The 24623-nt window shown below is 72.8% G+C and carries 20 protein-coding genes; 9 read left to right on the forward strand and 11 right to left on the reverse strand.

Annotated elements, in window-relative coordinates; all coding sequences use genetic code 11:
* Window positions 1–126 precede the first annotated feature (126 nt).
* The 3 genes from BKA18_RS12860 to BKA18_RS12870 all read left to right on the forward strand — a co-directional run bounded on the left by BKA18_RS12860 (window position 127) and on the right by BKA18_RS12870 (window position 1976).
* On the forward strand, window positions 127–504 hold the full coding sequence (locus BKA18_RS12860) for a PadR family transcriptional regulator (RefSeq protein ID WP_366043479.1): 378 nt from the start codon (window positions 127–129) through the stop codon (window positions 502–504).
* The gene (locus BKA18_RS12865) at window positions 501–1517 is read left to right on the forward strand and encodes a hypothetical protein (protein WP_366043269.1); all 1017 of its coding nucleotides are present in this window, start codon (window positions 501–503) and stop codon (window positions 1515–1517) included. The genes BKA18_RS12860 and BKA18_RS12865 overlap by 4 nt, the downstream gene beginning before the upstream one ends.
* Window positions 1518–1682: 165 nt before the next feature.
* Window positions 1683–1976: a hypothetical protein gene (locus BKA18_RS12870; protein WP_366043270.1), complete on the forward strand. Its 294-nt coding sequence runs from the start codon at window positions 1683–1685 to the stop codon at window positions 1974–1976.
* Between the two features lie 115 nt (window positions 1977–2091).
* Here the strand turns inward: BKA18_RS12870 and mreB are convergent, their stop codons facing one another.
* Entirely contained in the window at window positions 2092–3171 is a 1080-nt protein-coding gene (gene mreB, locus BKA18_RS12875) for a rod shape-determining protein (RefSeq protein WP_366043271.1), read from the reverse strand.
* Between the two features lie 148 nt (window positions 3172–3319).
* Window positions 3320–5458 carry an FUSC family protein gene (locus BKA18_RS12880; protein ID WP_366043272.1) on the reverse strand — a complete coding sequence of 713 codons (2139 nt, stop codon included), beginning with the start codon at window positions 5456–5458 and terminating at the stop codon, window positions 3320–3322.
* Between the two features lie 313 nt (window positions 5459–5771).
* Between BKA18_RS12880 and BKA18_RS12885 the strand changes: the two genes are divergently transcribed.
* On the forward strand, window positions 5772–6791 hold the full coding sequence (locus tag BKA18_RS12885) for an alpha/beta hydrolase (RefSeq protein ID WP_366043273.1): 1020 nt from the start codon (window positions 5772–5774) through the stop codon (window positions 6789–6791).
* A 125-nt stretch (window positions 6792–6916) separates the two neighbouring features.
* Here BKA18_RS12885 and BKA18_RS12890 read toward each other — a convergent pair whose 3' ends face one another.
* The 9 genes from BKA18_RS12890 to iolC form a co-directional block, all read right to left on the reverse strand.
* Window positions 6917–7777, reverse strand: a complete 861-nt coding sequence (locus tag BKA18_RS12890) for an ABC transporter permease (protein ID WP_366043274.1) — start codon at window positions 7775–7777, stop codon at window positions 6917–6919.
* Window positions 7774–10479: an alpha/beta fold hydrolase gene (locus BKA18_RS12895; RefSeq protein ID WP_366043275.1), complete on the reverse strand. Its 2706-nt coding sequence runs from the start codon at window positions 10477–10479 to the stop codon at window positions 7774–7776. The genes BKA18_RS12890 and BKA18_RS12895 overlap by 4 nt, the downstream gene beginning before the upstream one ends.
* A 124-nt stretch (window positions 10480–10603) precedes the next feature.
* Window positions 10604–11158, reverse strand: coding sequence for a GNAT family N-acetyltransferase (locus BKA18_RS12900; protein WP_366043276.1), 555 nt, complete (start codon window positions 11156–11158; stop codon window positions 10604–10606).
* Window positions 11159–11430: 272 nt separating this feature from the next.
* Window positions 11431–12567, reverse strand: coding sequence for a hypothetical protein (locus BKA18_RS12905; RefSeq protein ID WP_366043278.1), 1137 nt, complete (start codon window positions 12565–12567; stop codon window positions 11431–11433).
* 259 nt (window positions 12568–12826) lie between these two features.
* Entirely contained in the window at window positions 12827–14320 is a 1494-nt protein-coding gene (locus BKA18_RS12910) for a CoA-acylating methylmalonate-semialdehyde dehydrogenase (RefSeq protein ID WP_366043279.1), read from the reverse strand.
* Between the two features lie 37 nt (window positions 14321–14357).
* Complete coding sequence (gene iolD, locus BKA18_RS12915; protein ID WP_366043280.1) at window positions 14358–16241, reverse strand: 3D-(3,5/4)-trihydroxycyclohexane-1,2-dione acylhydrolase (decyclizing); 1884 nt, start codon at window positions 16239–16241, stop codon at window positions 14358–14360.
* Entirely contained in the window at window positions 16238–17131 is an 894-nt protein-coding gene (gene iolB, locus BKA18_RS12920) for a 5-deoxy-glucuronate isomerase (RefSeq protein WP_366043281.1), read from the reverse strand. Before iolB ends, iolD begins: the two co-directional genes overlap by 4 nt.
* A 30-nt stretch (window positions 17132–17161) precedes the next feature.
* A complete protein-coding gene (locus BKA18_RS12925; protein ID WP_006605495.1) occupies window positions 17162–18049 on the reverse strand; it encodes a Cgl0159 family (beta/alpha)8-fold protein in 888 nt (295 codons plus the stop codon).
* Window positions 18050–18117: 68 nt separating this feature from the next.
* On the reverse strand, window positions 18118–19110 hold the full coding sequence (gene iolC, locus BKA18_RS12930; protein ID WP_366043282.1) for a 5-dehydro-2-deoxygluconokinase: 993 nt from the start codon (window positions 19108–19110) through the stop codon (window positions 18118–18120).
* 636 nt (window positions 19111–19746) lie between these two features.
* Between iolC and BKA18_RS12935 the strand changes: the two genes are divergently transcribed.
* From BKA18_RS12935 to BKA18_RS12955, 5 genes are all read left to right on the forward strand, one after another.
* The gene (locus BKA18_RS12935; protein ID WP_366043283.1) at window positions 19747–20667 is read left to right on the forward strand and encodes a sugar phosphate isomerase/epimerase family protein; all 921 of its coding nucleotides are present in this window, start codon (window positions 19747–19749) and stop codon (window positions 20665–20667) included.
* A gap of 197 nt (window positions 20668–20864) precedes the next feature.
* Window positions 20865–21884 carry a Gfo/Idh/MocA family protein gene (locus BKA18_RS12940; protein ID WP_366043285.1) on the forward strand — a complete coding sequence of 340 codons (1020 nt, stop codon included), beginning with the start codon at window positions 20865–20867 and terminating at the stop codon, window positions 21882–21884.
* Between the two features lie 290 nt (window positions 21885–22174).
* Window positions 22175–23590, forward strand: a complete 1416-nt coding sequence (locus BKA18_RS12945; protein ID WP_366043286.1) for a sugar porter family MFS transporter — start codon at window positions 22175–22177, stop codon at window positions 23588–23590.
* A gap of 91 nt (window positions 23591–23681) precedes the next feature.
* Window positions 23682–24050, forward strand: a complete 369-nt coding sequence (locus tag BKA18_RS12950) for a peptidoglycan-binding domain-containing protein (protein WP_366043287.1) — start codon at window positions 23682–23684, stop codon at window positions 24048–24050.
* Window positions 24051–24427: 377 nt separating this feature from the next.
* Window positions 24428–24622 (forward strand): helix-turn-helix transcriptional regulator, encoded by a 195-nt coding sequence (locus BKA18_RS12955; RefSeq protein WP_006605489.1) that lies wholly within the window; start codon window positions 24428–24430, stop codon window positions 24620–24622.
* The last annotated feature ends 1 nt before the right edge of the window (window position 24623 follow it).

The following is a 24623-nucleotide window of genomic DNA, read 5'->3' on the forward strand; positions in this document are numbered from 1 at the left end:
CGATCATGGCACTTCTCCGGGCGGGCGGACGGCCGGGGCCCCGCAGTTCGGACGGGGCCGGGACGGCACGACCCTCTCCCCATATATCGGAAGCCAGGATATAGTGCCGACATGACTCCCCGAGGTATGACGCAAGCTGCGTTCTTCGTCCTCACCGCACTGGTCGACCAGCCGCGGCACGGCTACGGGATCGTGCAGGTGGTCGACGAACTGTCCGAAGGCCATGTGCAGTTGCGGATCGGCACGTTGTACGGCGTGCTGGACCGGCTGGCCGCCGACGGGCTCATCGAGCTGGACCGCGAGGAGGTGCAGCAGGGCCGGCTGCGCAGGTACTACCGGCTCACCGACGCCGGTGGGGCGGCGCTGTCCGCCGAGGCACAGCGGATGGCGGCCGGGGCGCGGGCAGCGACGGAGCGGATGGCCGCCCACCGCCCCTCGGCCGCCGGGCCGGCTCCCGCCGGCGGCTCGGTGCGCCGCCCGGGCCTCGCGGGAGGCACCGCATGACGACCCTGCTCGAACAGCGCTACCGCACCGTGCTGCGCCTGCTGCCCTCCTACTACCGCACCGAGCGGGAGGAGGAGATGGTCGAGGCCTACCTGCACGGGATCGACGAGCGGAACCGGGACGAATTGCGCCCGGCGTGGGGCGAGGTGGCCAGCATCGCCGCCCTCGCCCTCCGCACCCGGATGGGCGCCGCCGGCGCCCCGGCCCGCTACGCCACGCTCGGCGCGGTGGTGCGCCTGTTCGCGCTGCTGAGCGTGTTGCTGCAGGCGGCTTCCGGGCTGACCGGGCAGGCCCTCTTCCTGGCCTGGGTGCGCGGTGCCCCGGCCCGGGACCGGGAGATGGTCCTGACGGGCTTCACCGGCCATGGCGCTCCGGCCGGGCTGTACGAGGTCGTGCGCTGGCTGCTTCCGCTGGCGTGGACGGTGGCGTACCTGGCGCTGCTGCGCGACCACCGGCGCACCACCTTCGCCTTCGCCGCCCTCGCGGCCCTCCCCGGCCTGGCGTCGGCGACGCAGTACCTGGGCGGCGGGCAGGACGCCCTGGTGGTCTCCTTCTCGCTCACGACCGCGGTGTTCTCCTGGCTGACCGTCCTCGCCCTGTGCTGTGGCTTCCACCGCGACGCCCCGCCCGCCCGGCTCCCGTTGGCGTCTCCCGGGCTGGTCCTCCTGGGCACCTGCGTCCTCATGGGCGCGTCGACCGTGGTGTGGCCCGGGGGCGCGGACCCGGAATGGGCCGGCGGTGCGGCGTTCATCGCCGCGGCCGCAGCGTGGCTGATCGCCCGGTTCCGGTGGCCGCAGCACACGCGGGACCCCGCGCTGCCCCTCGCACTGGCCGCGCTCGGCCTCGCCGTGCTGGTGGAGCGGACGCTCGGCCTCGCGTTCCTGGCCGACGCCCACGCCCCCGGCTTCCTCGTCACCGCCGCCGCTGTGCAGGCAGGCGTCATCACCGCCCTGGCGGCAGCCCTGACCACGACCGGCACCCGCGGCCTGACCGCCCGGTGGAGGACCGGCTGAACCCTCCCGCCCCGTCGGCGTCAGGCGAGAGAGGCCCCTAGGGTCTGTCGTTTGGATCAGGCCGGGCTCGCGGGGGCTGGCCCGAGCCAAACGACAGACCCTCGCTCGTAGCCGAGTCCGTTCCGGATGCCGTCCGGTGCACGCCCCCCGAGGGAGAATCACGGCATGCCGACAACTGATCCCACGCCGGATGAACGGGCACCGCTGCACGTCGAAGTCGTCCGTGACGGTGTTCCGACCCCTCTCGATGCCGACGAGATCCGGGTCACCCTGCCGAACGGCATCGTCTTCCACCTGTCCCCTGGGCAGGACCCCGCCGGCTCCGTCGTGGCGGAGATTCCGTTCGCGGGACCGGACGCCGACGAGTTCTCCCACTTCCTGGTGCGGCCAGGCGCCGCCAACCTGCTCTTCCTCACCGCGGAACGGCATGCTCGCCGCACCGGGGAGGAGGGTGGCTGACCGGGGGCGTACCTCACCGGGAGGGGGCGCGGCGCCGCGCCCCGGCGGACGGGCCGCCACCGCGAGCAGCCCCCGTACCGACAGCCCGCGCCCGCTGCCCGACCGGCCCCCGCCCCTACAACCGCACCGTCTTCCTGGGCTGTTGCTTGGCGCCGGTCAGCAGGCCGTGCAGGCTGGCGAATTCGTCGACGCACTTGGCGGTGCCGTTGACCACGCAGTCCAAGGGCTCGTCGGCGACCGACACGGGGACGCCCATCTCCTGGCGCAGCCGCTGGTCCAGGCCGCGGAGCAGGGCGCCGCCGCCGGTGAGGGCGATCCCGCGCTCGACGATGTCGCCGGAGAGCTCCGGGGGGCATTCGTCGAGGGTGCGGTGGACGGCCTGGACGATCGCGTCGACCGGTTCGGCCAGGGCCTCGCGGATCTCCTCCTCGGTGATCTCCTGGATCCGGGGCAGGCCGTTGACGTGGTCGCGGCCGCGGACCGTGTAGGAGGTGGGGCGGTCCGCGGTGCCGTCCTCGTCGGTCTCGATCGGGGTCCAGGCCGCCGAGCCGATCGCGATCTTGATGTCCTCGGCGGTGCGCTCGCCGATGGCCAGGGAGTGCTTCTTCTTGACGTAGGAGGTGACGGCGGCGTCCAGGGCGTCCCCGGCGACCCGTACGGACTGGGCGGTGACCAGACCGCCCAGGGAGACGACGGCGACCTCGGTGGTGCCGCCGCCGATGTCCACCACCATGCAGCCCACCGGCTCGTCCACCGGGAGGCCGGCGCCGATCGCGGCGGCCATCGGCTCCTCGATGAGATGCACCTCACGGGCGCCGGCGGCCTTGGCGGAGTCGACGACCGCGCGCCGCTCCACGCCCGTGATGCCGGACGGGACGCAGATGACCACCCGCGGCCGGGAGAAGCGGCGGCTGGGCAGGGCCTTCTTCATCAGGGCGCGCAGCATCTGCTCGGCGGCGTCGAAGTCGGCGATCACGCCCTCCCTCAGGGGGCGCATCGCGGTGATCCCGGACGGCGTGCGGCCGATGGTCCGCTTGGCCTCCTGACCCACCGCGATCACCTCGCCGGCGGCGTTGACCGCGACGACGGACGGCTCGTTCAGCACCACGCCCTTGCCGCGGGCGTACACCAGGGTGTTGGCGGTGCCGAGGTCGATGCCTATGTCGTACGTACCGGACGAAGTGCTGGACGCCATGGGGAGTTCGTGTGCTCTCTGGAGAGGGGCGGGAATCCTGGGGCATTGCACCGCAGACAACCCCATGGGCTATCAATGGCGTTCAATGCGGGCAATTGATAAGACTACCGGGGGCCCGGATTGGTTCCCGCCACGGCCGTCCGCCGTCTCATCCGCCGCCGTTCCCTTCCGTGTCCCGCACTGTGTCCCCTGCCGCGCCCCCTGCCGCGCTCTCCGCTCCCTCAGGCTCCCGGGACAGCGCCTCGGCCAGGTCGTCGAGGGCGTCGACGAGCAGGTCGGCGGCGCGCAGGGCGACACCGCGGCTCTCGTCCTCCGCGTCCCATCTCTCCCATACGGCGCGCAGCGCGCTCCAGTTCACTTCGCCCCGCTCCCGGACCGCTTCGGTGGCCTCCTCCAGGGAGCTGCGCAGTTCGAAGGCGAAGGCGGTGGCGCCGGGCGAGGCGTCCGCGTCGCGTTCGGGGAGATGGACCTCCAGGATCATGGTGACCCGGCCCATGGTGGCCAGCGCGGCGCCGGCCGCCTTCGCCGAGGCCGGGGAGAGTCCGCGGTGGCGTACGGGTTCCTTCTCGGCGCGGGCCTCGGTCTCCTCCCAGGCCGCGCGGGCCGCACGGGCGTCCAGCAGGGCGTCGCGGATCTGCCGGGGGCGGCGTTCGGCGGGCGTGGCGTAGAGGTCATACACGGCCAGGGCGTAATGGCCGTTGGCGGCCAGCCATTCGGCGAGGCGGTCGCGGAGCCGGGGCGTCTCCCAGGCCGGGAACAGCGCGTACGACAGCATCGCGAGCAGTCCGCCGAGGAGGGTCAGCACGACGCGTTCCTGGACGGTCTGCTGCCAGCCCGTGCCCGCGATGCCGAGCAGGAAGACCACATAGGCGGTCACACACGCCGAGGTCACCGAGAAGCCGGTGCGCATCAGCAGATACATCAGCCCGACGCAGACCACGGCCAGCCCGGCGCTGACGTACAGGCCGGGGTGGGCCAGCGCCATCAGCCCGCCCGCGACGGCGACGCCGACCAGGGTGCCGCTGAAACGGGCGACGCCACGGGAGTAGGTCTGGGCGAAGTCCGGGCGCATCACCATGACGGAGGCGAGCGGCGCCCAGTAGCCGTGGCCGAACGGGAGCCCGGTGCCCAGCAGATAGCCGGCGGCGGCGACCGCGGCGACCCGCAGGGCGTGCCGGAAGACATGGGAGGTCCAACGGGTCTCGCGGTGCAGCGAGCGCAGCGCGACCGGGACCAGCCGGGGGACGCTGGGGCGCAGCAGATGGCCGCGCTCGGCCTCGGTGGTGGGGCGGGTGGCCTCGACCGGCTCATCGGTGAGTTCGACGGCGTCCGCGAGCAGGGAGATCAGGCGGTAGGCGGAGCGGCGGGCGGCGCCGTGCAGCATCGGGCCGGTGGCGGGGACTTCGAGGACGGCCATCGCCTCGGGGGGCAGCCGCACCGGCTTGGCGTGCCGTACCGCGAAGGCGACGGCGTCCAAAACGGTGGCCGCGGCCCCCAGCAGATCGCGGGCGCGGTCGCGCTCGGGCCCTTCCAGCGGGGCGCCGACGACCGGGTCGGCGAGGGAGGCGAGGACCGGGCGGACGCGTTCGGCGAGGCCGCGGGGGCCGTGCAGCTGTACGGGGCGCCGCCTGGCCTGACGCGGGGTCACGGCGGAGGCGATCCGGGCGTCCATCAGGGGCGCCGGGTCGAACGGGGCGACCGGGTCCTGCCGCAGCCGGCGCGCGTAATCCGCCTCGGCGGCCAGCGCGTCGGCGAGCGCGTCGCGCTGGACGCCCCAGGGGCGGACCGGGAAGAGCACGATGAGGGCGGCCTGGACGACGCCGCCGAAGAAGATCAGGGCGGCGTGCTGCAGCGCACCGAGGACGGACGTCGGCAGGGTGACGGTGACCAGCATGATCGCCACGGTCTGGGTGCCGGCCAGCCCGGCGACCGGGCCGATCGCCCACGCCATCCCGGCCAGGAAGGTCCAGCCGGCGAGGAGCAGCACGAAGGCGAGGAGGTGGGCGGCGGCCAGGTAGCCGAGGAAGGTGGAGACCGCCAGGGCGCCGGCGACGGCGAGGGCGAGCACCGGGCGCGGCCGCATGCTGCGCTGGAAGGTGACGATGCCGGAGGAGAACGCGCCGAAGGCGGAGGAGACCGCGAGGGCCGGGTCGCCGCGCCACAGACACAGGCCGATGACCAGGGCGACGCCGACCGAGCCGCGGATGGCGATCAAGGGGGTGAGCTTGGTCCGCTCGATGGTCAGCCCCGAGCGGGCGGCGTCCTTGAGCGCACGCGACCAGGTCATAGCGACGAGGATACGGGCCACGGGCGGGGGTTCCCGGAGGCCACAGGCGGGGTTCCCAGGGGGCGCAGGCGGGGGTTCCCGGAGCGCGCCGGCAGGCCGTGTGGGCGGGTGTCCCGCTCCCACGACCCGGAAAATCCCGGTAAAACAGCCTTCCGTTGAGCGTAAAACATCGCAGGTCAGAAAGGGGATGCCCGGATTCCGCCCGGGTGGTGCGACCAATCCGACACCCCGGAGGGGAAACCAGGCGCCGCGCGGGCCCCCTCTTGCTGTTCAGCCCGGACCATCCCCGGGTGTTCGGCAAGGAGAAGGCCCCGTGCACAAAGCCCTGTTCCGTCCGGTGATCGCGTTGATCGCCCTGACCGTTCTCGCCGCCACGGCAGGCTGCGGCACCAGCGCCTCCCAGGCGTCCCCCGTCCGCTTCGGCGGCCCCAAGACGGGCGCCTCGCTGCACCACACACCCCGGGGGAAGCACTCGCTGGTGCAGTGGCCCACCCGGCCGATCAGCTTCACCGAGGAGAGCCGGGTCGGCGGGGCCGGCCAGAACACCCCGATCGGCGTGACCACCTTGCACGGCCCCAAGTCGGGCTTCACCGGCAAGGTGTGGGTGTGGGCGCCGCCGGAGTACTACGAGAAGCGGAACGCCAACAAGGGCTTCCCGGTGATGGAGGCGCTGCCCGGCTCCTACGGCTACCCCGTCAACTACTGGATCGGCTCCGACCTCAAGCTGGAGGAGAACCTCGCCCAGTGGTCCCAGAACGGCACCAGCCTGCCGTTCATCGTCGTCATGCCGGTGCTGAACCCCAATGACAAGCAGTACTACGACGGCAGCGACATACCGGGCCAGCCGAAGATCGGCACCTGGCTCAGCAAGGACGTGCCCGACCTCGTACGGCAGAACTTCCGCACCCTCAAGACCCGCGACGCCTGGGCGATCATGGGCTCCTCGTCGGGCGGGTTCGCGGCGCTGAAGAACGTGCTGCAGAACCCGGAGACGTTCAAGGTCGCGATACCCAACGGGCCGGACATCGTGCCCGACTCGCCCCTGTGGAACGGCCACGCCAAGGAGGAGCGGGAGAACAACCCGGAGGTCCTGGCCCGCCGGCTGATCGCGCGCGGCGGACCGCCGGTCTACCTCGCCTTCCAGGACGGCTCCCGGGAGAACACGGTGCTGCCGAAGGTGCGGAAGTTCATCCGCCAGTACGGGCACGGCCCCGTGCACACCCGGCTGCAGATCGTGCCGGACGGCACCCACAGCGCGGGCACCTATGTGCAGGGCCTGGGCGAGGGCACGATGCAGTGGGTCAGCGCGCGGATGACGGGGCCGACTGCCTGAGCCAGACCGTGCCCGGGGCCGGGGGCCGCGCCGCCTGACCGGCCGTGACCGGGGCCGGCCGGCTCACCGGCCCCGGGGCCGTCCGGCGACCGCGCGCGGCCCCCGCTCCCCCACCCGGCACCCCGTCAGGACACCACGTCCTTGCGGCCGAAGCCGCGGAACGCCAGGGCGCACAGCACCAGCGCGGCGGACACCGAGACCGCCGAGCCCTGGATCATCCCGGACCACTCCAGCCGGGGCTGGAGGGCGTCCACCCAGGAGTACTGCCAGTGGGCCGGCAGCGCGTCGCGCCAGCTGCCGAGCGCGGTGACCTGGTCGAGGACATTGCCGACGATGGTCAGCCCGACGGCGCCGCCGACCGCGCCCAGCGGTGCGTCGGTCACCGTCGACAGCCAGAACGCCAGCGCCGCGGTGACCAGCTGGCTGACGAAGACATAGCCGGCGACCACCGCCAGCCGGCCCACCGCCTCGCCCGCGGGCAGCGCGCCGCCGGTGGGCAGTTGCAGCGGCCCCCAGCCGTACGCGGCGGTGCCGACGCCCAGCGCGACCAGCGGCAGCAGCAGCATCGCGGCCGCGCTGAACAGCAGCCCCACGGTCAGCTTGCTCAGCAGCAGCCGCGCCCGCGGGACCGGCGCGGCGAGCAGATAGCGCAGCGAGGCCCAGCTCGCCTCCGAGGCGACCGTGTCACCGCAGAACAGCGCCACCGGGACCACCAGCAGGAAGCCCGCCGAGACGAACAGGGCGGTGGCCGCGAAGTTGGCCCCGGAGGCGGTGGCGCCGTCCATCAGGGTGATCCGGCCGTTGTTGCGGCCGCTCGGGTCGCCGCCCACCGCGAACGCCACCACCAGCACGAACGGCAGCAGCGTCAGGATCGCGGCGACCACCAGGGTGCGCCGGCGGCGCAGCTGGCGGCGGGCCTCGACGCGCAGCGGGAGGGTGCGGCGCGGGTGGTAGCCGGGCGCCCGCGCCACCGGGGTCGCGGTCATCGGTCCCCTCCGATCAGGGTGAGGAAGGCGTCCTCCAGGCGGCGGTGCGGGCCGAGGCGGTCCACCGCGATCTCCAACCGGAGGAGTTCGGTGAGCAGTTGGGTGGCACTGGCGCCGTCCAGCCGGACCAGCAGTCCGCCGTCGGCGCGCACGGCCGAGGCGACACCGGGCAGCGCGTCCACCTTCTCCAGCACGGCGTCGGAGACCTCTTCCGCGACGCCGACCAGCAGGGTGTCGCCGGACCCGGTGATCTCGGCGACCGGCCCGGCCTGCACCAGCCGCCCGCCGTCCATGACGACCAGATGCGTGCAGCTCTGCTCCACCTCGGACAGCAGATGGCTGGAGACGATGACGGTGCGTCCGGCGGCCGCGTAACGGATCATGACGTCCCGCATCGCCCGGATCTGCGGCGGGTCCAGCCCGTTGGTCGGCTCGTCGAGGATCAGCAGCTCCGGCAGCCCCAGCATGGCCTGGGCCAGCGCGAGTCGCTGCCGCATGCCCTGGGAGTAGGTGCGCACCGCGCGGTCCAGCGCGTCGCCGAGGCCGGCGATATCCAGTGCCTCGTCGAAGTGCGCGTCGGCAGCCGGCCGGCCGGTGGCCTGCCAGTACAGATCGAGGTTGGCGCGGCCGGACAGATGCGGCAGGAAGCCCGCCCCCTCGACGAACGCCCCGACCCGCGACAGCACCGGGGCGCCCGGCCGCACGGCCTGCCCGAAAATCCTGATCTCGCCCTCGTCGGGCGTGATCAGCCCCATCAGCATCCGCAACGTGGTGGTCTTGCCGGCCCCGTTGGGCCCCAGCAGTCCGAGCACCTGCCCCTGCTCCACCCGGAAGGAGAGGTCCCGTACGGCATAGCCCGCGGCCGACTTCGCATACCGCTTGCTCAACTGGCTGATCTGCAACGGGACCTCGGCGAGCGACGGGTCGGGGGCCGGGGCCGTGATCCGGCGACGGCCGGTGAGCAGCAGCAGCGCGGCGGCCACGGCGGCCGCGGCGGGCAGCGCCCAGGTCCAGGCGGGCAGCGCGGCGGGCGCGGTACGCACCTCGGGCGCGGTGGGCACCTCGATGCCGCCACCCCGCAGCGAGACGGTGTAGGAGGCGGGTTCGGCCGGCGAGGCATAGCCGAGGTCGGTGGCCGACAGCACCAGCCGCAGCCGGTGGCCGGCCGCGAACTCATGGTCGACGGCGGGCAGCCGCAGCCGTACCGTCCGGCCCTCGCGGGCGCCCTCGATGCGGTAGGGCGTGACGAGCTGGGACGGCAGCACCTGGCGGCGGCCGTCCGGCGCGACGTCGTAGACCTTCGCGAACAGCACCGCGTCCGGGGTGTCGGACCGTACGTGCACGGTGGCGGTGGGACTGCCGGTGAGACGGACGGGGGTGCGCAGCGGCGCCGAGACGAAGCCGGCGTACTGCCCGGCGAAGTCCAGGGACAGACCGCCGGCGCCGAGCGAGGAGAGATTGCCGAGCGCGCCGACGCCGGGCACCGCGGAGACGGCGGGCGGGCCGGCGCCGGGCGGGTTGGCGAAGGTCTGCCGGCGGCCGGCGAGGCGGAGGTGCCGCGGAGCGTGGTCCAGGCCCGGGTAGCGGTCCGCGCTCGCACCGCGCATCTGCACCGTGCCGTCGGTGGAGTCCACTCCCCCGGTGCGGCTGATCCGGAACGCGGGCCCGGTGTCCGCGTGCCGGTCGCCCTTCAGATAGCGGTCGAACCAGGCCCTGGTCCGGCCCTCCAGCCGGGCGGCCTCCCGGTCCCCGCCGTCGTGCCCGCCGGCGATCCAGTCGACGTCGACGGGCGCACCGTTGTGGCGGACCGCCCGCCGGATGGCATCGGCCTGGTCGAGCGGGAACAGCGAGTCGGTCTGGCCCTGCATCAGCAGCGTCGGCACCTTGATGCGGTCGCCGACGGCGACCGGGCTGCGGCTCTCCAGGAGCTTGCGGGCCGCGGCGTCCGGCCGGCCGCGGACCGCCACCCGCTGATACATCCGGCACAGCTCGGGCTCGAACTTCCCGCAGCCGCCGGACGTGGCGGGCGGCCGGAGCGCGGAGCCGGTGGGGGTGCCCGCCGAACCGGTGGTGAAGAAGATCCCGGCCCACAGCTTCTTGAACACCCCGTGGGGGAACAGCGCATCGGCCAGGTTCCAGTACGTGATCTGCGGGGCGATGGCGTCCACCCGCCGGTCGTAGCCGGCCGCCAGCAGCGAGATCGCCCCGCCGTAGGAGCCGCCGGCGACCCCCACCCTGGGGTCGCCGGCCTTGTCGAGCCGGACCTCCGGGCGCTTGGCCAGCCAGTCGATCAGCCGGCGCACATCGGCGACCTCGCCCCGCGGATCGTTCAGCCCGATCTTCCCGGTGGACTTCCCGAAGCCGCGTGCCGACCAGGTCAGGACGGCATATCCGTCCCGGGCCAGCTTCTCGGCCTGGGGGCGGAGGTTGGCCTTGGTGGCGCCGAAGCCGTGCGCGAGCAGCACCGCGGGGCGGCGCCCGGCAGAGTGCCCCGGCGCGGTGAAGAAGGAGGTGTCGATCCGTACGTGCCGCGCGCTGCCGGGCTCCTCCGGCATCGAAAGGACCCGGTCCTCGCGGTGTACGGCGGGCGCGGCGTCCGAGGAGGCGGCCGCCGCCCAGGTGCCGCCTCCTAGGAGGACGGCCAGTGCGCCCACGCTGGCGTACAGGCGCCGTCCACGCAGTCTGAGGCCTCGGAGTTCCATGGCCTGAATCCTAGGTACGGACCCCGGCCGGCACCTGGCCCCCCGGGCGGAACCCGGTGGCCTCCCCGGGGAGTAGGGTTCGCCGGCCCCGTACAGCGGATGCGGTACGGGGCCGGCCGGGCCCCTACGCCGGCGCGGGCCCCGTCAGGCGGAAGCGGACGTACGTGGCATCGCTGCTCCAGCGCTCCAGTCCGGCCTTCTGAAGGACGCGGCCGGACGCCGGGTTCGACCGCTCGGTCTGCGCGCCCACCGTGTGCACGCCCGGCGCGGTGAAGGCGAACGCCACCAGGGCGCGGGCGGCCTCGGAGGCGTAGCCGCGGCCCCGCCGGGACGGCACGATGCCGTAGCCGAACTCGACCGAGCCGTCGGCCGGCGGCCAGAACAGTCCGATGGCGCCGACCACCAGACCGCTCTCCCGCTCCAGGATCTGCCGCTGGCCGTAGGCACCGCGCGCGGTGGGGTGGCCGGCGGTGTAACCGGCGATGACCCGGTCGCCGTCCGCGGGGAAGTCGGCGGCCCAGTGCGGCTGCCGCGTCCCGTCGAGGACGGCGGCGAGGTCACCGTCGGACCAGGGCCGCAGCAGCAGCCGCTCCGTCCGTAGATCCGGCGCGGCAGCGTAGGAGGGCGAGGTGCCGGAACCCTGCGGGGCCCGGGAATGCGGGGAGGGGGAAGAAGACATGCGTCACTCCTGGTCGTGGTCGACGACCGGGCCGCGCACCGGCGCTCGGACTCCGGCTCAGGCGGCGGCCCGGACAAAGGCAGGCTGAAGAGGCGTCTGGCGGGCCATAGTCCTCAGCCTCCCTCGTCCGGCAGTGGTCGCACCCGGAGCCCGGGCGCCGCCGCACGGTAGCAACCGGCGGGCGTACGGGGACAGTTGTTTTCGCCGGCCGCCCGGTGATCCCGTCGGCCGCTCCTCGCGGACCCGCGGGCAGTGCCCGAAACCGTCGCCGGTCAGTACCTCGGCGGCCCGAACCCGCCCTGCGGGGACGGCGGGTTGCCGGGCGGCACCGGCGGCGCACCGGCCGGGGGCATCGGCGGGCCGCTGACCGGGGGCACCGGGCCGGCCGGCGACTGCCAGGCGGGCGGGGCCTGCGGCCCGGGCGGTGGGACGAAGCCGGGGCCGGCGAACTGCGGAGCCCGGGACGGCGGGTACCAGGCGACGGCGACCGGCTCGCCGCGGGCCATCAGCGCCAGCAGGGCCGGCGAACCGAGCAGGTCCAGCAGCAGCTGGAGATCGTTGAGGATGCTCAGGCCCGGCATGCCGTCGTCCAGTGTAAAGAGGGCACCGTTGCCGGCCAACGCGATCAAGGTCACCAGGGCGCTGGGCATCGACAGGACCGCCAGCCCGATGGCCAGCCCGCGCGCCGCACCGCCGCGCATCAGGCTGTTGACCCCGGCCAGCGCGGTCAGCACCAGGAAGACCAGTGCGGACCAGCCGGGAGCCAGGCAGAGCAGTGAGCTGAGGACACCCTTGCCGAGATAGAACGTGGTGAAGGAACCACCGCCCTGCGTCAGCAGGTAGATCTGCCAGGCCAGATTGGCCGGCACCATCGCCCCGAGCAGCAGAGCGGCCACCGTCCCGGCCGTCCTGGTCGGGCGCACCGGCGGGTCGCTGGGCTTCGCGCGCGGCCAGGAACGCAGGCCGGTGAGCAGCACGACACCGGCGGCGAACGACAGCAGGAGCACCCCCAGGCTGCTGACGAACACGCCGTCGAAGGTCGTGGTGGCGCTCTCGGCGTGGACGAACCAGCGCTCGTCGCTGGTGTGGCTGCCGGTGCTGATCACCGCCTGGAGCGCGGTGGCGAAGGTGAAGGTGGTGGCCACGGCCAGCAGGCCACCGGCCACCCGCTGCCCGGCAAAGGCGGTGAACACCGCCGCCAACTGGACGAGGGCGAGACCGACATGGAAGGGGGTGGTGACCTGGTTGGTACCGCCGGAGTGCTGGAAGGTCCAGGAATCCCAGAGCCCGCCGATCCCGAACTCGCCCAGGTCGACCACCAGCCAGCAGGCCGTGAAGAGAAAGAACAGCAGGCAGAAAATCCCGCCGGTGATACGGGCGCCCTTGGCGAGCGCCATGGATTGGTGCATTTCGTCCCCCGGTTGTCTTCGTGCTCGGCGAGGGAGCACGGTAGCAACGCGCGGGGGCGCGAGCCCGCCCGGGATCCGGCGCGCTCCCGAAGGACGCGGCACTGTCGCACGCCGCGGGTACCCGCGGCGTGCAAGGGCACGAGGCACGCGCGCACAGCCCCCGGCCCCCGACGGCACGGACCCCCGGCCGGCACGGAGCCGACCGGGGGCCTCAGGGAACCCGTCAGGGCATACGTCGGGGAACCCCTCCGGGCCTCCCTCAGTGGTTGCTGGGGAAGCCCAGGTTGATGCCGCCGTCCGACGGGTCGGGCCAGCGGGTGGTGACGACCTTGCCGCGGGTGTAGAAGTGCACGCCGTCGTTGCCGTAGATGTGGTGGTCGCCGAAGAGCGAGTCCTTCCAGCCGCCGAAGGAGTGGTAGCCGACCGGCACCGGGATCGGCACGTTCACGCCGACCATCCCGGCCTCGACCTCCAGCTGGAAGCGGCGGGCCGCACCGCCGTCGCGGGTGAAGATCGCGGTGCCGTTGCCCCACGGCGAGTTGTTCATCAGCGCGATGGCCTCGTCGTAGGTGTCGACACGTACGACCGACAGCACCGGGCCGAAGATCTCGTCGCGGTAGGCGTCCATCTCGGGCGTGACGTGGTCGAGGAGGGAGATCCCCAGCCAGTGGCCGTCCTCGTAGCCCTCGACGGTGTAGCCGGTGCCGTCGATGACGACATCGGCACCCTGGGCCGCCGCGCCGGTGACGTACGAGGCGACCTTGTCGCGGTGGACCTTGGTGATCAGCGGGCCCATCTCGGAGGCCGGGTCGTCGCCGGGGCCGATCCGCAGCTGGTCGGCACGCTCCTTGATCTTGCCGATCAGCGGGTCGGCGGTCTCCCCGACGGCCACGACGACGGAGATCGCCATGCAGCGCTCGCCGGCCGAGCCGTAGGCGGCGTTGATCGCGGAGTCCGCGGCCAGGTCGAGGTCGGCGTCCGGCAGGACCAGCATGTGGTTCTTGGCGCCGCCCAGCGCCTGGACGCGCTTGCCGTGGGCGGTGCCGGTGGTGTGGATGTACTTGGCGATCGGGGTGGAGCCGACGAAGGAGACCGCGGCGATGTCCGGGTGCTCCAGGATCGCGTCGACCGCCACCTTGTCACCGTTGACGATGTTCAGCACACCGTCCGGCAGCCCCGCCTCGGCGGCCATCTCCGCCAGCTTGAACGCGGCGCTGGGCACCTTCTCGCTCGGCTTGAGCACGAAGGTGTTACCGCAGGCGATGGCCAGCGGGAACATCCACATCGGCACCATCGCCGGGAAGTTGAACGGCGTGATGCCGGCGACCACACCGAGCGACTGGCGGATCGCCGCCACATCGACGCGGGTGGAGACCTGGGTGGACAGCTCGCCCTTGAGCTTCTCGGGGATACCGCAGGCCAGCTCGATGATCTCCAGACCGCGGGCCACCTCGCCCAGCGCGTCGGAGTGCACCTTGCCGTGCTCGGCGGTGATCAGCCGGGCGATCTCCTCACGGTGGGCATCGACCAGCTCGCGGTACTTGAACAGCACCGAGGTGCGCTTCGCCAGCGAACTGGTGCCCCAGGAAGCGAAAGCCTCCTTGGCGGCGCGGACGGCCGCATCGACCTCGTCGGCCGACGCGAAGGCGACCTGCTTCTCCTGCGCACCGGTGGCCGGGTTGTAGACCGGACCGAAGTTGCCGGAGACGCCCTCGACGGGCTTGCCGCCGATCCAGTGGTTGATGGTCTTCATGCGGGGACCTTTCCGGGGTGACGACTCGAAGCTGTGGTCAGAGGTGACGGCGGCGACCGGCGGCCTGCCGGTCGTACGCCTGGCGGGCGGCGAGGGCCGCCGGCCGTGTCGCGGTCTCGGCAACAGGTACATCCCACCAGGCCTGCGCCTCCGGCGCGCCCGGCACTGTGTCGGCCGTTTCGGTCTCGACATAGACACATGTGGGCCTCTTTGCGCCACGCGCCTCGGCGAGCGCGGCGCGCAGCTCGCCGACGGTGGCCGCCCGCAGGACGTGCATGCCGAGCGAGGCGGCGTTGGCGGCCAGATCGACCGGCAGCGGCGCGCCCGTATACGTGCCGTCCCCGGCCCGGAAGCGGTACGCCGTCCCGAAGCGCTCACCGCCGGTCTGCTCGGACAGACCGCCGATGGAGGCGTAGCCGTGGTTCTGGAGGAGGACGAGGGTGAAGGCGAGACCCTCCTGGACCGCGGTGACGATTTCCGTGGGGTTCATCAGGTATGTACCATCGCCGACCAGCGCCCACACCGGCCGGTCCGGGGCGGCCAGCCGGACCCCGATCGCCGCGGGGATCTCATAGCCCATGCAGGAGTAGCCGTATTCGAGGTGGTACTGCCTGCGGGACCGGGCGCGCCAGAGTTTGTGCAGGTCACCGGGGAGGGACCCGGCGGCGTTGAGGAGCACGTCGGTGTCGTCGACCAGCGCGTCCAGCAGGCCGAGGACCTGGGTCTGGGAGGGCCGCGCGGAGTCGTCCGCGGCGGCGTACGCGGCATCCACCCGGCGCTCCCACGCCGCCTTCGCCGCCGTGTAGCCGGCCTCGTACTCCTTCGCGACGCGGTGTCCGGCCAGCTCCTTGCCGAGCGCGTCGAGTCCGGCGCGGGCATCGGCGACCAGGGCGGTGGCGCCGAGCTTGTGGGAGTCGAAGGCGGCGATGTTGAGGTTGAGGAAGCGGACGCCGGGCGCCGCGAACAACGTCGACGAGGCGGTGGTGAAGTCGGTGTAGCGGGTACCGACACCGATGACCAGGTCGGCCGCGCGGCCCAGTTCGTCGGCGGTGGCGGTGCCGGTGTGGCCGATTCCGCCGACGTCGGCGGGGTGGTCGTGGCGCAGCGAGCCCTTGCCGGCCTGGGTGGACGCGACCGGGATGCCGGTGGCGTCGGCGAAGGCGCGCAGCGCGTCCTCCGCCTCGGAGTGGTGGACGCCGCCGCCGGCGATCACCAGCGGCCGGCGGGCCTCGCGGATGAGGCGGACCGCCTCGGCGAGGGCGTCGGCATCGGGGGCGGGCCGGGCGACGCGCCAGACCCGGTCGGCGAAGAACTCCTCGGGCCAGTCGTACGCCTCGGCCTGCACGTCCTGCGGCAGCGCGAGCGTGACGGCGCCGGTGTCGACCGGGTCGGCGAGCACCCGCATGGCCTGCAGCGCGGCCGGGATCAGCGCCTCGGGACGGGTGACCCGGTCGAAGTAGCGGGAGACCGGCCGCAGCGCGTCGTTGACCGACACATCGCCCGCGTGCGGCACCTCCAGCTGCTGGAGCACGGGGTCGGCCAGCCGGGTCGCGAAGGTGTCGCCGGGCAGCAGCAGCACCGGCAGCCGGTTGACGGTGGCGAGCGCGGCGCCGGTGACGAGGTTGGTGGCGCCGGGGCCGATGGAGGTGGTGACGGCCTGCGCGCGGAGCCGGTCGCACTGCCGGGCGTAGCCGACCGCGGCATGCACCATGGCCTGTTCGTTGCGGCCCTGGAGGTAGGGCAGCGACTCGCCGGATTCCAGCAGGGCCTGGCCGAGACCGGCGACATTGCCGTGGCCGAAGATGCCCCAGCAGGCGTTGATCAGGCGGTGCCGCCGGCCGTCCCGCTCGGTGTACTGGTGGGCGAGGAACTCGACCAGGGCCTGCGCGACCGTCAGGCGGCGTGTCGTCGGGGCGTTCATCGGGCGTCTCCTGCGGGCGCTGCGTAGCGGGGAAGGCGGGGGTCGACGGGCTGATCGGGCCAGGTGGCGCGGATCCAGCCGTGGTCGGGGTGATCGCAGATCAGCCACTCGCGGGTCTCCCCCGGGCCGGCCATCACATTGAGGTAGTACATGGCGTGGCCGGGGGCGGCGATGGACGGGCCGTGCCAGCCGTCGGGGATCAGGACCGCGTCGCCGCTGCGGACCTCGGCCAGGACATCGGTGCCGCGGCCGTGCCCCGAGGGGCTCACGCGCTGGTAGCCGACACCGTCCGTGCCGTGTGCGGCCTCGATCTCGAAGTAGTAGATCTCCTCCAGCTCCGACTCCTCCCCCGGGCGGCACTCGTCGTGCTTGTGCGGCGGGTACGAGGACCAGTTGCCGCCGGGGGTGAGCACCTCCACCGCGATCAGCCGGTCGCATTCGAAGGTGCCGGCCGCGCCGAAGTTGTTGACCTGGCGGGAGCAGGCGCCGCTGCCGCGCAGCTCCACGGGGACGCCGGAGGCCGGACCGTACCGGGCGGGCAGCCGCCGCTCGCAGCGGGCGCCCGTGAGCGCGAACCGGCCGCCGAGGCCGGTGGCGATCTGGACATGCGCGTCACGCGGCACGTACGCGAAGTCGGTGACACCGCTGAACACGCTCTCCCGCCCGTCGAGTTCGAGGATCTCGCCGTCATCGGTCAGCACCGTGCAGCCGCCGGACAGCGGCAGCACGATCCACTCGCTGTCGCCGGTGGCGAAGGAGTGGTGGCCACCGGGCGGCAGGTCGAGGATGCGCAGCGAGGAGTAGCCCCAGCCGGCCCGCCCGGGGTCGATGTCCAGCGCGTACGGCCCCTCGGCGGCGGTGGTGGCCTTCAGGTGGAATTCAGTACCCATATGTCGAGTCTCCTGCGGAATGCGCGGCGTTCACAGCAGGCCTACGGCGGTGTCCACGGCAGCGGCGACATCCCCGTCGGCGGGATAGAGCAGCGAGCGGCCCACGACCAGCCCCTGGACCGTCGGCAGCCGCAGCGCCTTGCGCCACTTCTCGTAGGCGGCTTCCTGGTCACGGACGGTGCTGCCGATGTCGCCGCCGAGCAGCACGGTCGGCAGCGTCGTGGTCTCGCAGACCCGGGCCATGGCCTCGGGATCGTCGGTGACCGGCAGCTTGAGCCAGGTGTAGGCGGAGGTGCCGCCGAGGCCGGAGGCGATGGCCACGGAGCGGATGACGGCCTCGGGGCTGAGGTCGTTGCGGACCTTTCCCTCTATCCGGGAGGACAGGAACGGCTCGACGAAGACCGGCAGTTCGCGCGCGGCCATCTCATCGATGGCACGCGCGGTGGCCTCCATCGTGGCCAGCGAGCCGGGGTCCTCGTAGTCGATGCGCAGCAGCAACTTGCCCGCATCGAACCGGAGCCGGGCCAGGTCCTGCGGCCGATGCCCGGTGAACCGGTCGTCCATCTCGAAGGAGGCGCCCGCGAGACCGCCGCGGTTCATCGACCCCATGACGACCTTGCCGTCGAGGGCGCCGAGCAGCAGCAGGTCCTCCAGGATGTCGGCGGTGGCGAGCACCCCGTCCACCCCGGGCCGCGACAGCGCGAGCACCAGACGCTCCAGCAGGTCGAGGCGGTTGGCCATGGCGAACTGCCGGTCACCCACGGCGAGCGCACCGCGGGCCGGATGGTCGGCAGCAATGATCATCAGCCGGCCGCTGTCGCCGAGGAGCGGGCGACGGGTGCGGGCGGCGGCGGCCTCCGCGACGGCTTCGGGGTGCCGGGCCCGCAGCGTCGCGAGGTCACTGATCCGAGGAGTCAAGGCTCAACTCACCTTCTTGAGTGCACAGGTGGGGCGGGCGGACCGCACGACGCGCGCGGCCACGGGGGTCAGCGGCTCGCGAGGAACGCGTCGACCTCGTCGGCCGTCGGCATCGCGGAGGAGCAGGCCAGCCGGCCGGCGACGAGGGCTCCGGCGGCGTTGGCGTAGCGCATCATCGGCTCCAGCTCCCAGCCGGCCAGCAGGCCGTGGCAGAGCGCGCCACCGAACGCGTCACCGGCGCCGAGTCCGTTGACGACCTCCACCGGGGTGGGCGGGACCTCGGCGGTACGCCCGTCACGATGGACCGCGAGCACGCCCTTGGGCCCCTGCTTGATGACGGCGAGTTCGACGCCCTGGTCCAGCAGCGCCTGGGCGCAGGCCTTGGGCTCGCGCAGTCCGGTGGCGACCTCGGCCTCGTCGACATTGCCGACCGCCACGGTGGCGTGCCGCAGCGCGGCTTCGTAATACGGGCGGGCGGCGGCCATCGCCGCGGCACCCTTCGCCCCGCCGTCCCCGGAGGCGCCGCCCTCGCCGCCCCAGAACATCGGCCGCCAGTCGAGGTCGAAGACGGTGGTGCCGACCTTGGCGCGGGCCTGAAGCGCGGCGAGCGTCGCGCTGCGGCTGGGCTCCTCGCACAGCCCGGTACCGGTGATCCAGAAGATCCGGGCCGCCGCGATGGCCTCCTGATCCAGCTCCTCGGGGCGGATGACCAGGTCGGGGGCCTTGGGGCGGCGGTAGAAGTACAGCGGGAAGTCGTCCGGCGGGAAGATCTCGCAGAAGGTGACCGGCGTCGGGTAGGCGTCGACGGCGGTCACCCAGCGGTCGTCCACCCCGAAGTCGCGCAACGCCTGGTGGATGTAGTCGCCGAACGGGTCCCGCCCGGTGCGGCTGATGACCGCGCCGCGGCGGCCGAGCCGGGCCGCGGCGACCGCGACATTCGTGGCGGATCCGCCGAGGAACTTCCCGAAGGTCTCGACCTGCGCCAGCGGCACACCGGTCTGCAGCGGATAGAGGTCCACTCCGATGCGGCCCATGGTGATCAGGTCGTACGGCTCGGTCATGTGCGCCCCTTCGGGTCAGCCGGCGCGGCGGGTTCGGCGAGTTCGGCTCTGAGGAAAGGTCTAACGGGGAGAGTCAGACCCTGTCAATACTTTGTCCTTACATACTGATGTCAAGGAGAGCGATGAATGTGGGCCGAGAGCGTGCGGGGGGAGGTGGGGGCGCCGACGCGGTGGGGGCGGAGGCAGAGGCGGCCACTCGCAACCACGGGCATAGGGGGACCCGCGCACCCGGGGACCCGGGACCGCCCACACCCAGGAGCTTGGGCACCCGCACCCAGGGGCCCGGGGTCGCCCACAGGGCTTGGGCCGCCGCGACGACCAGGACCCTGCGGCCGCCCGCATCCAGAGGGACCTGGGACCGCCGCACGCCCGGAGCCCGAGGCCACCCGAGCCCGACCGGCCTCCCGCCACCCGAGCCCGACCACCACCCACCCGGCACCCCCCCGCACCCCCCGGAACACGCCCCGCCCGGCCCCCGCCCGGCCCCCACTCCGGCGCCCCCCAGGCGACAAAGTCCTTAAGTCCTTATGTCAGGACGAAGTCTTGACACTCCCCGGGGCGGCAGAGAGGCTGTGCCCCACAACCCCACCCCAGCGCCTCCCGGTCACCGCCGACCGGCGAGAGGAGAGCCGCAGCATGTCCGCTTCCCATGCCGCCCCGCCCGTCCTGGACCGCCTCCGCATCGGCTCCGCACCCGACTCATGGGGAGTCTGGTTCCCCGACGACGAGCAGCAGGTCCCCTGGCAGCGCTTTCTGGACGAGGTCGCCGAGGCCGGCTACGAGTGGATCGAGCTGGGCCCGTACGGCTATCTGCCCACCGACCCCGCCGTCCTCCGCGACGAGATCGCCCGCCGCAGCCTGAAGGTCTCGGCCGGCACGATCTTCACCTCCATGCACCACGGCCCGGCCGCATGGGACAAGACCTGGGCGCACGTCTCCGAGGTCGCCACCCTCACCCAGGCGATGGGCGCGGGGCACCTCGTCGTCATCCCTTCCTTCTGGCGGGACGACAAGACGGCCGAGGAGATCGAGCCGCGTGAGCTGACCGCCGAACAGTGGACGCATCTGACGAGCGGCACGGAGCGGCTGGCCCAGCGCGTACGGGACGAGTTCGGGCTGGACATCGTGGTGCACCCGCACGCCGACACCCACATCGACACCGAGGAACACGTCGAGCGCTTCCTGCACTCCACCGACTCCAACCTGGTCAACCTCTGCCTGGACACCGGCCACTACGCCTACTGCGGCGGCGACAGCGTCAAGCTGATCCGCACCTACGGCGAGCGGATCGGCTACCTCCACCTCAAGCAGGTCGACCCGGACATCCTCGGCGACGTCGTCGCCAAGGGCACGCCCTTCGGGCCCGCCGTCAAGCAGGGCGTGATGTGCGAACCGCCGCTGGGCGTGCCCGCGCTGCCGCCCGTCCTGAAGGCCGCCCAGGAGCTGGACGTCGACCTCTTCGCCATCGTCGAGCAGGACATGTACCCCTGCCCGCCCGACCAGCCGTTCCCGATCGCCGAGCGGACCCGGCGCTTTCTGCGGTCCTGCGGCGCCTGAGCCCCCTGAGCCGCCTGAGCCGCCCTGGACTACCGAGGGCCGCTCCGGACCGCCAAGGGCCGCTGGGCCTCCCCGGCCCCCAATAGGCCTCTTGCGCCTGCCTCGTGACGCCTCCTCATACCCCGGCAACGATTACGGAGAGTAATTAGTTTCCAGGGTACATCACACTCTGTAGCACATAAGGACGTGAGGACGACATGACTTCGCTCGGAACCCTCGGTGTGGCGGTCATCGGCACCGGCCGCATGGGCGCCGACCACGTACGCCGGATCGACGAGGTGATCAGCGGCGCCCGGGTGGCGGCCGTGGTCGACATCGACGCGGCCCGCGTCAAGCATCTCGCCGACCGCATCGAAGGGTGTACCGCCTACACCGATCCGGCCGCCGCCATGGACGACCCCGGGGTGGACGCCGTACTGATCGCCTCGCCCGGTCCCGCGCACGAGGCGACGCTGCTGGACGCCTTCGCACGCGATCTGCCGGTGCTGTGCGAGAAGCCGCTGACGCCGGACGCGGCCTCCGCGCTGCGCGTACTGGAGGCCGAGCGGGCGCTGGGGCACCGCCGGGTCCAGGTGGGCTTCATGCGCCGCTACGACGCCGGCTACCGCAGCCTCAAGTCCCTGTTGGATCAGGGCACTTACGGCCGTCCGCTGATGCTGCACAACAAGCACCGCAACGCCGACACCCCGCCCGGCTTCACCAACGCGATGATGATCAACGACTCGGTGGTGCACGAGATCGATGTGACCCGCTGGCTGCTGGACGACGAGATCACGGCCGTACGGGTGCTGCGCCCGTCGCCGACCGGGAACGCCCCCGAGGGCCTCAGCGACCCGCAGCTGATCCTCTTCGAGACCGCGGGCGGCCGGGTCGTGGACACCGAGCTCTTCGTCAACTGCGGCTTCGGCTACCAGGTCAGCTGTGAGGCGGTCTGCGAGGGCGGCACAGCCAGGATCGGTGACGACCACGGGGTGTTCAGCAACACCGCGGGCCACTGGGGCGGCGCCATCCCCCCTGGCTTCGTGGAGCGCTTCGAGGAGGCCTACGACCGGCAGGTGCAGCGCTGGGTGCGCGCCACCCTGCGTGGCGAGGTCGAGGGCCCCAGCTGCTGGGACGGCTATGCCGCGGCCGCGGTGTGCGAGGCGGGCGTGCTCGCGCAGGCCGGCGGCGAGCGGGTGGCCGTCGAACTGATCGAGCGGCCGGCGCTGTACCGCTGAGGCAGGCCCTGCCGTCGAGGCGTGCCCCACCACTGAGGCAGGCCCTGCCGTCGAGGCGTGCCCCACCACTGAGGCACGCCGCCGAGGCACGCCCACCACCGGCCGGCCCCCTCCCGCCCGCCAACGCCACGCCGCCGGGAACGCGCCGCCCCCGCGCTCCCCGCCGCCGCACCGAAAGGCCCCCGCACCGTGCACCTCCCCCCTGGCGCCGCCCGGCGCCGCTCCCTACCACTGCCCGCACCCCCCTCCCCGATCGCCGGTTCCTCCGCCCCGGCGAGCAGGAGTTGACGATGGCCGTTCCGACCAGCCAGGCCGCGCCCGCCGGGCCGTCCGCGGCCGCGCGGGCCCGCAGCGCCCGGCGGTTCCTCGTCGGCATCGCCGTCGTCGCCGCCCTGGGCGGCGCCCTCTTCGGCTACGACACCGGGGTGATCTCCGGCGCGCTCCCCTTCATGGAGGACCACTTCGGCCTCACCTCCCTGGGGGAGGGCGTCATCACCAGCGCGCTGCTGATCGGCGCGGCCTTCGGTTCGCTGATCGGCGGCCGGATGTCCGACGCGCTGGGGCGGCGCAACTCCCTGCTGTGGGCGGGCGCCGTGTTCCTCGGCGGCGCCCTGGCCGTCGCGCTCTCGCCGAGTGTGGTGGCCATGACCGTGGCGCGGTTCGTACTCGGTCTCGCCGTCGGCAGCGCCTCCGTGATCACCCCGCTCTATCTCTCCGAGATCGCGCCTGCGCACATCCGCGGCCGGCTGGTCTCCTTCAACTCGCTGATGATCGTCAGTGGTCAGCTGCTCGCCTATCTGCTCAATGCCGTACTGGCGCACTGGGCGGCCTGGCGCTGGATGCTGGGCCTGGCCGCGCTGCCGGCGGTGGCGCTGTCCGTCGGGCTCCTCTTCCTGCCGGACACCCCGCGCTGGTACATCAGCAAGGGCCGCCGGGACGAGGCGGCCCGGGTGCTGGGCCGTACGCTGCCGGCCGAGGAGGTCCCCGCCGAGCTGGCCCGTATCGATCACGCCCGCGCCTTGGAGGACGATGCCCGGCGCGGCGCCTGGCAGCAGCTGCGGACCCCGTGGGTGCGGCGGCTGCTGCTGGTCGGTATCGGGCTGGCGGCCGTGCAGCAGATCACCGGTGTCAACGCGGTGGTGTATTTCGCGCCCAAGATCCTGGCGTCGACGGGGCTGGCCACCGGTGCCTCGATCACGGCCACCATCGCGGTCGGTGTCATCTCGGTCGTCGCCACCGCGGTCGGGATGTCGCTGATCGACCGGGTCGGCCGCCGGCCCATGCTGCTCACCGGTCTGGCCGGGATGACCGTCTCGCTCGCCCTGCTCGGCGCCTCGTTCCACCTTCCGCACTCCCCCGCGGTCAGCGCCCTGGTGCTCGGTCTGATGGTGCTCTACATGGCCTTCATGCAGGCCACCTTGAACACCGGGGTCTGGCTGCTGCTCGCGGAGATGTTCCCGCTGCAGGTCCGTGGTCTGGCCATGGGTGCCGCGGTGTTCGTGATGTGGCTGGTCAACTTCGGGGTGGCGCTGGCCTTTCCGCTGCTGCTCGATGCGGTCGGCGCCGGCACCACCTTCTGGTTCTTCGGCGCGATGTGTGTGCTGTCCTGGGTGTTCTGCCGGCGGTACGCGCCGGAGACGAAGGGCCTGGCGCTGGAGGACCTGGCGGACGAACTGCGCAAGGCAGCGACTGTGCAAGGAAATTGACGAAACATCACCACATCGCCGGGAACCGCGGCGCGCGGCCCCGGCGTCATCTCGGGTGGAATCACATCCAACGGGGGAAACGGTGGAAAACGTGAATACCAACGCACTCAGTCGCGCCCTCACCCGTACTGCCGTCCTGGCCGCGTCCGCGGGCCTGCTCACCGCGGGGCTGCTGACCGGTCCGGCGTCCGCCGCCGGGCCGGCCGCCGAGCGGGGCGACACACTGGCAGCCTGCGCCTACTACAACGGACGCGCCCTCACCGTCCACGGTCAGCGCGGCGACCGCGTCTCGCAGGTGCAGTGCCTGCTGGCGAACCGCCGCTATCTCCACTGGGGAGACGTGACCGGGTACTTCGGTCCCAAGACCCTGGCCGCGGTGAAGAAGTTCCAGTCCCGGCATCATCTGACCGCCAACGGCAAGGTCGACAAGAAGACCTGGCACGCGCTCTACTACGCCTGACCGGCGCCCGACAGGTCTGCAGCTCATCTGTGGCGGGCCGGTTCCCCCTCCCGGGAACCGGCCCGCCACGGCCGTTCGCACCCCGCCACAGGCCCGTTCGCACCCAACTCCCGGCGTCCGCGGCGCTCCGGCACTCCGGCCGCCGGGTCGGTGCCCCCCGTCGTGTCCCCTCGCGTCCCGTCCCCGTCACAGCCGTCCGCCCCGCGTCACGGCTGTCACCGTCCCGCGGGGCTTCCGTCACAGCCGTTCAACAGCCCCTCCCCGGCGGTTACTCCGTGTCGTTGTCCAGGCACAGGGTGAGTGATCACCAGGCCGTACGCGGCCCCTGCCGGCTCCCCCGGGCCGCGCCTGCGTACGGCGCTCAGGAGGTGGCAGAGATGACCGACCGCAGGCTCTGGTCGTACAAGGAGATCGCCGCGCACATCCAGGTGCAGCCGGACACGGTGCGCTCGTACCGCAAGCACGGGCTGCTGCCCGAACCGGATCTGGTGGAGAGCGGAAAACCGTACTGGTTCGCCGATACGGTCAGAGCGTGGGTGGCCCGGCGGCCCGGCCAACGAGGCCGGCGCTGAG

This window comes from Streptomyces auratus (assembly GCF_050433025.1).
Classification (GTDB): Bacteria; Actinomycetota; Actinomycetes; order Streptomycetales; family Streptomycetaceae; genus Streptomyces; species Streptomyces sioyaensis.

What these genes read in the sequence shown, in the direction of transcription:
- BKA18_RS12870 (WP_366043270.1), top strand. Translation starts at nt 1,683, where the DNA reads ATGCCGACAACTGATCCCACGCCGGATGAACGGGCACCGCTGCACGTC.
- iolC (WP_366043282.1), bottom strand. Translation starts at nt 19,110, where the DNA reads ATGACCGAGCCGTACGACCTGATCACCATGGGCCGCATCGGAGTGGAC.
- mreB (WP_366043271.1), bottom strand. Translation starts at nt 3,171, where the DNA reads ATGGCGTCCAGCACTTCGTCCGGTACGTACGACATAGGCATCGACCTC.
- BKA18_RS12945 (WP_366043286.1), top strand. Translation starts at nt 22,175, where the DNA reads ATGGCCGTTCCGACCAGCCAGGCCGCGCCCGCCGGGCCGTCCGCGGCC.
- BKA18_RS12935 (WP_366043283.1), top strand. Translation starts at nt 19,747, where the DNA reads ATGTCCGCTTCCCATGCCGCCCCGCCCGTCCTGGACCGCCTCCGCATC.
- BKA18_RS12890 (WP_366043274.1), bottom strand. Translation starts at nt 7,777, where the DNA reads ATGACCGCGACCCCGGTGGCGCGGGCGCCCGGCTACCACCCGCGCCGC.
- BKA18_RS12910 (WP_366043279.1), bottom strand. Translation starts at nt 14,320, where the DNA reads ATGAAGACCATCAACCACTGGATCGGCGGCAAGCCCGTCGAGGGCGTC.
- BKA18_RS12895 (WP_366043275.1), bottom strand. Translation starts at nt 10,479, where the DNA reads ATGGAACTCCGAGGCCTCAGACTGCGTGGACGGCGCCTGTACGCCAGC.
- BKA18_RS12860 (WP_366043479.1), top strand. Translation starts at nt 127, where the DNA reads ATGACGCAAGCTGCGTTCTTCGTCCTCACCGCACTGGTCGACCAGCCG.
- iolB (WP_366043281.1), bottom strand. Translation starts at nt 17,131, where the DNA reads ATGGGTACTGAATTCCACCTGAAGGCCACCACCGCCGCCGAGGGGCCG.
- BKA18_RS12865 (WP_366043269.1), top strand. Translation starts at nt 501, where the DNA reads ATGACGACCCTGCTCGAACAGCGCTACCGCACCGTGCTGCGCCTGCTG.
- BKA18_RS12905 (WP_366043278.1), bottom strand. Translation starts at nt 12,567, where the DNA reads ATGCACCAATCCATGGCGCTCGCCAAGGGCGCCCGTATCACCGGCGGG.
- iolD (WP_366043280.1), bottom strand. Translation starts at nt 16,241, where the DNA reads ATGAACGCCCCGACGACACGCCGCCTGACGGTCGCGCAGGCCCTGGTC.
- BKA18_RS12940 (WP_366043285.1), top strand. Translation starts at nt 20,865, where the DNA reads ATGACTTCGCTCGGAACCCTCGGTGTGGCGGTCATCGGCACCGGCCGC.
- BKA18_RS12880 (WP_366043272.1), bottom strand. Translation starts at nt 5,458, where the DNA reads ATGACCTGGTCGCGTGCGCTCAAGGACGCCGCCCGCTCGGGGCTGACC.
- BKA18_RS12955 (WP_006605489.1), top strand. Translation starts at nt 24,428, where the DNA reads ATGACCGACCGCAGGCTCTGGTCGTACAAGGAGATCGCCGCGCACATC.
- BKA18_RS12900 (WP_366043276.1), bottom strand. Translation starts at nt 11,158, where the DNA reads ATGTCTTCTTCCCCCTCCCCGCATTCCCGGGCCCCGCAGGGTTCCGGC.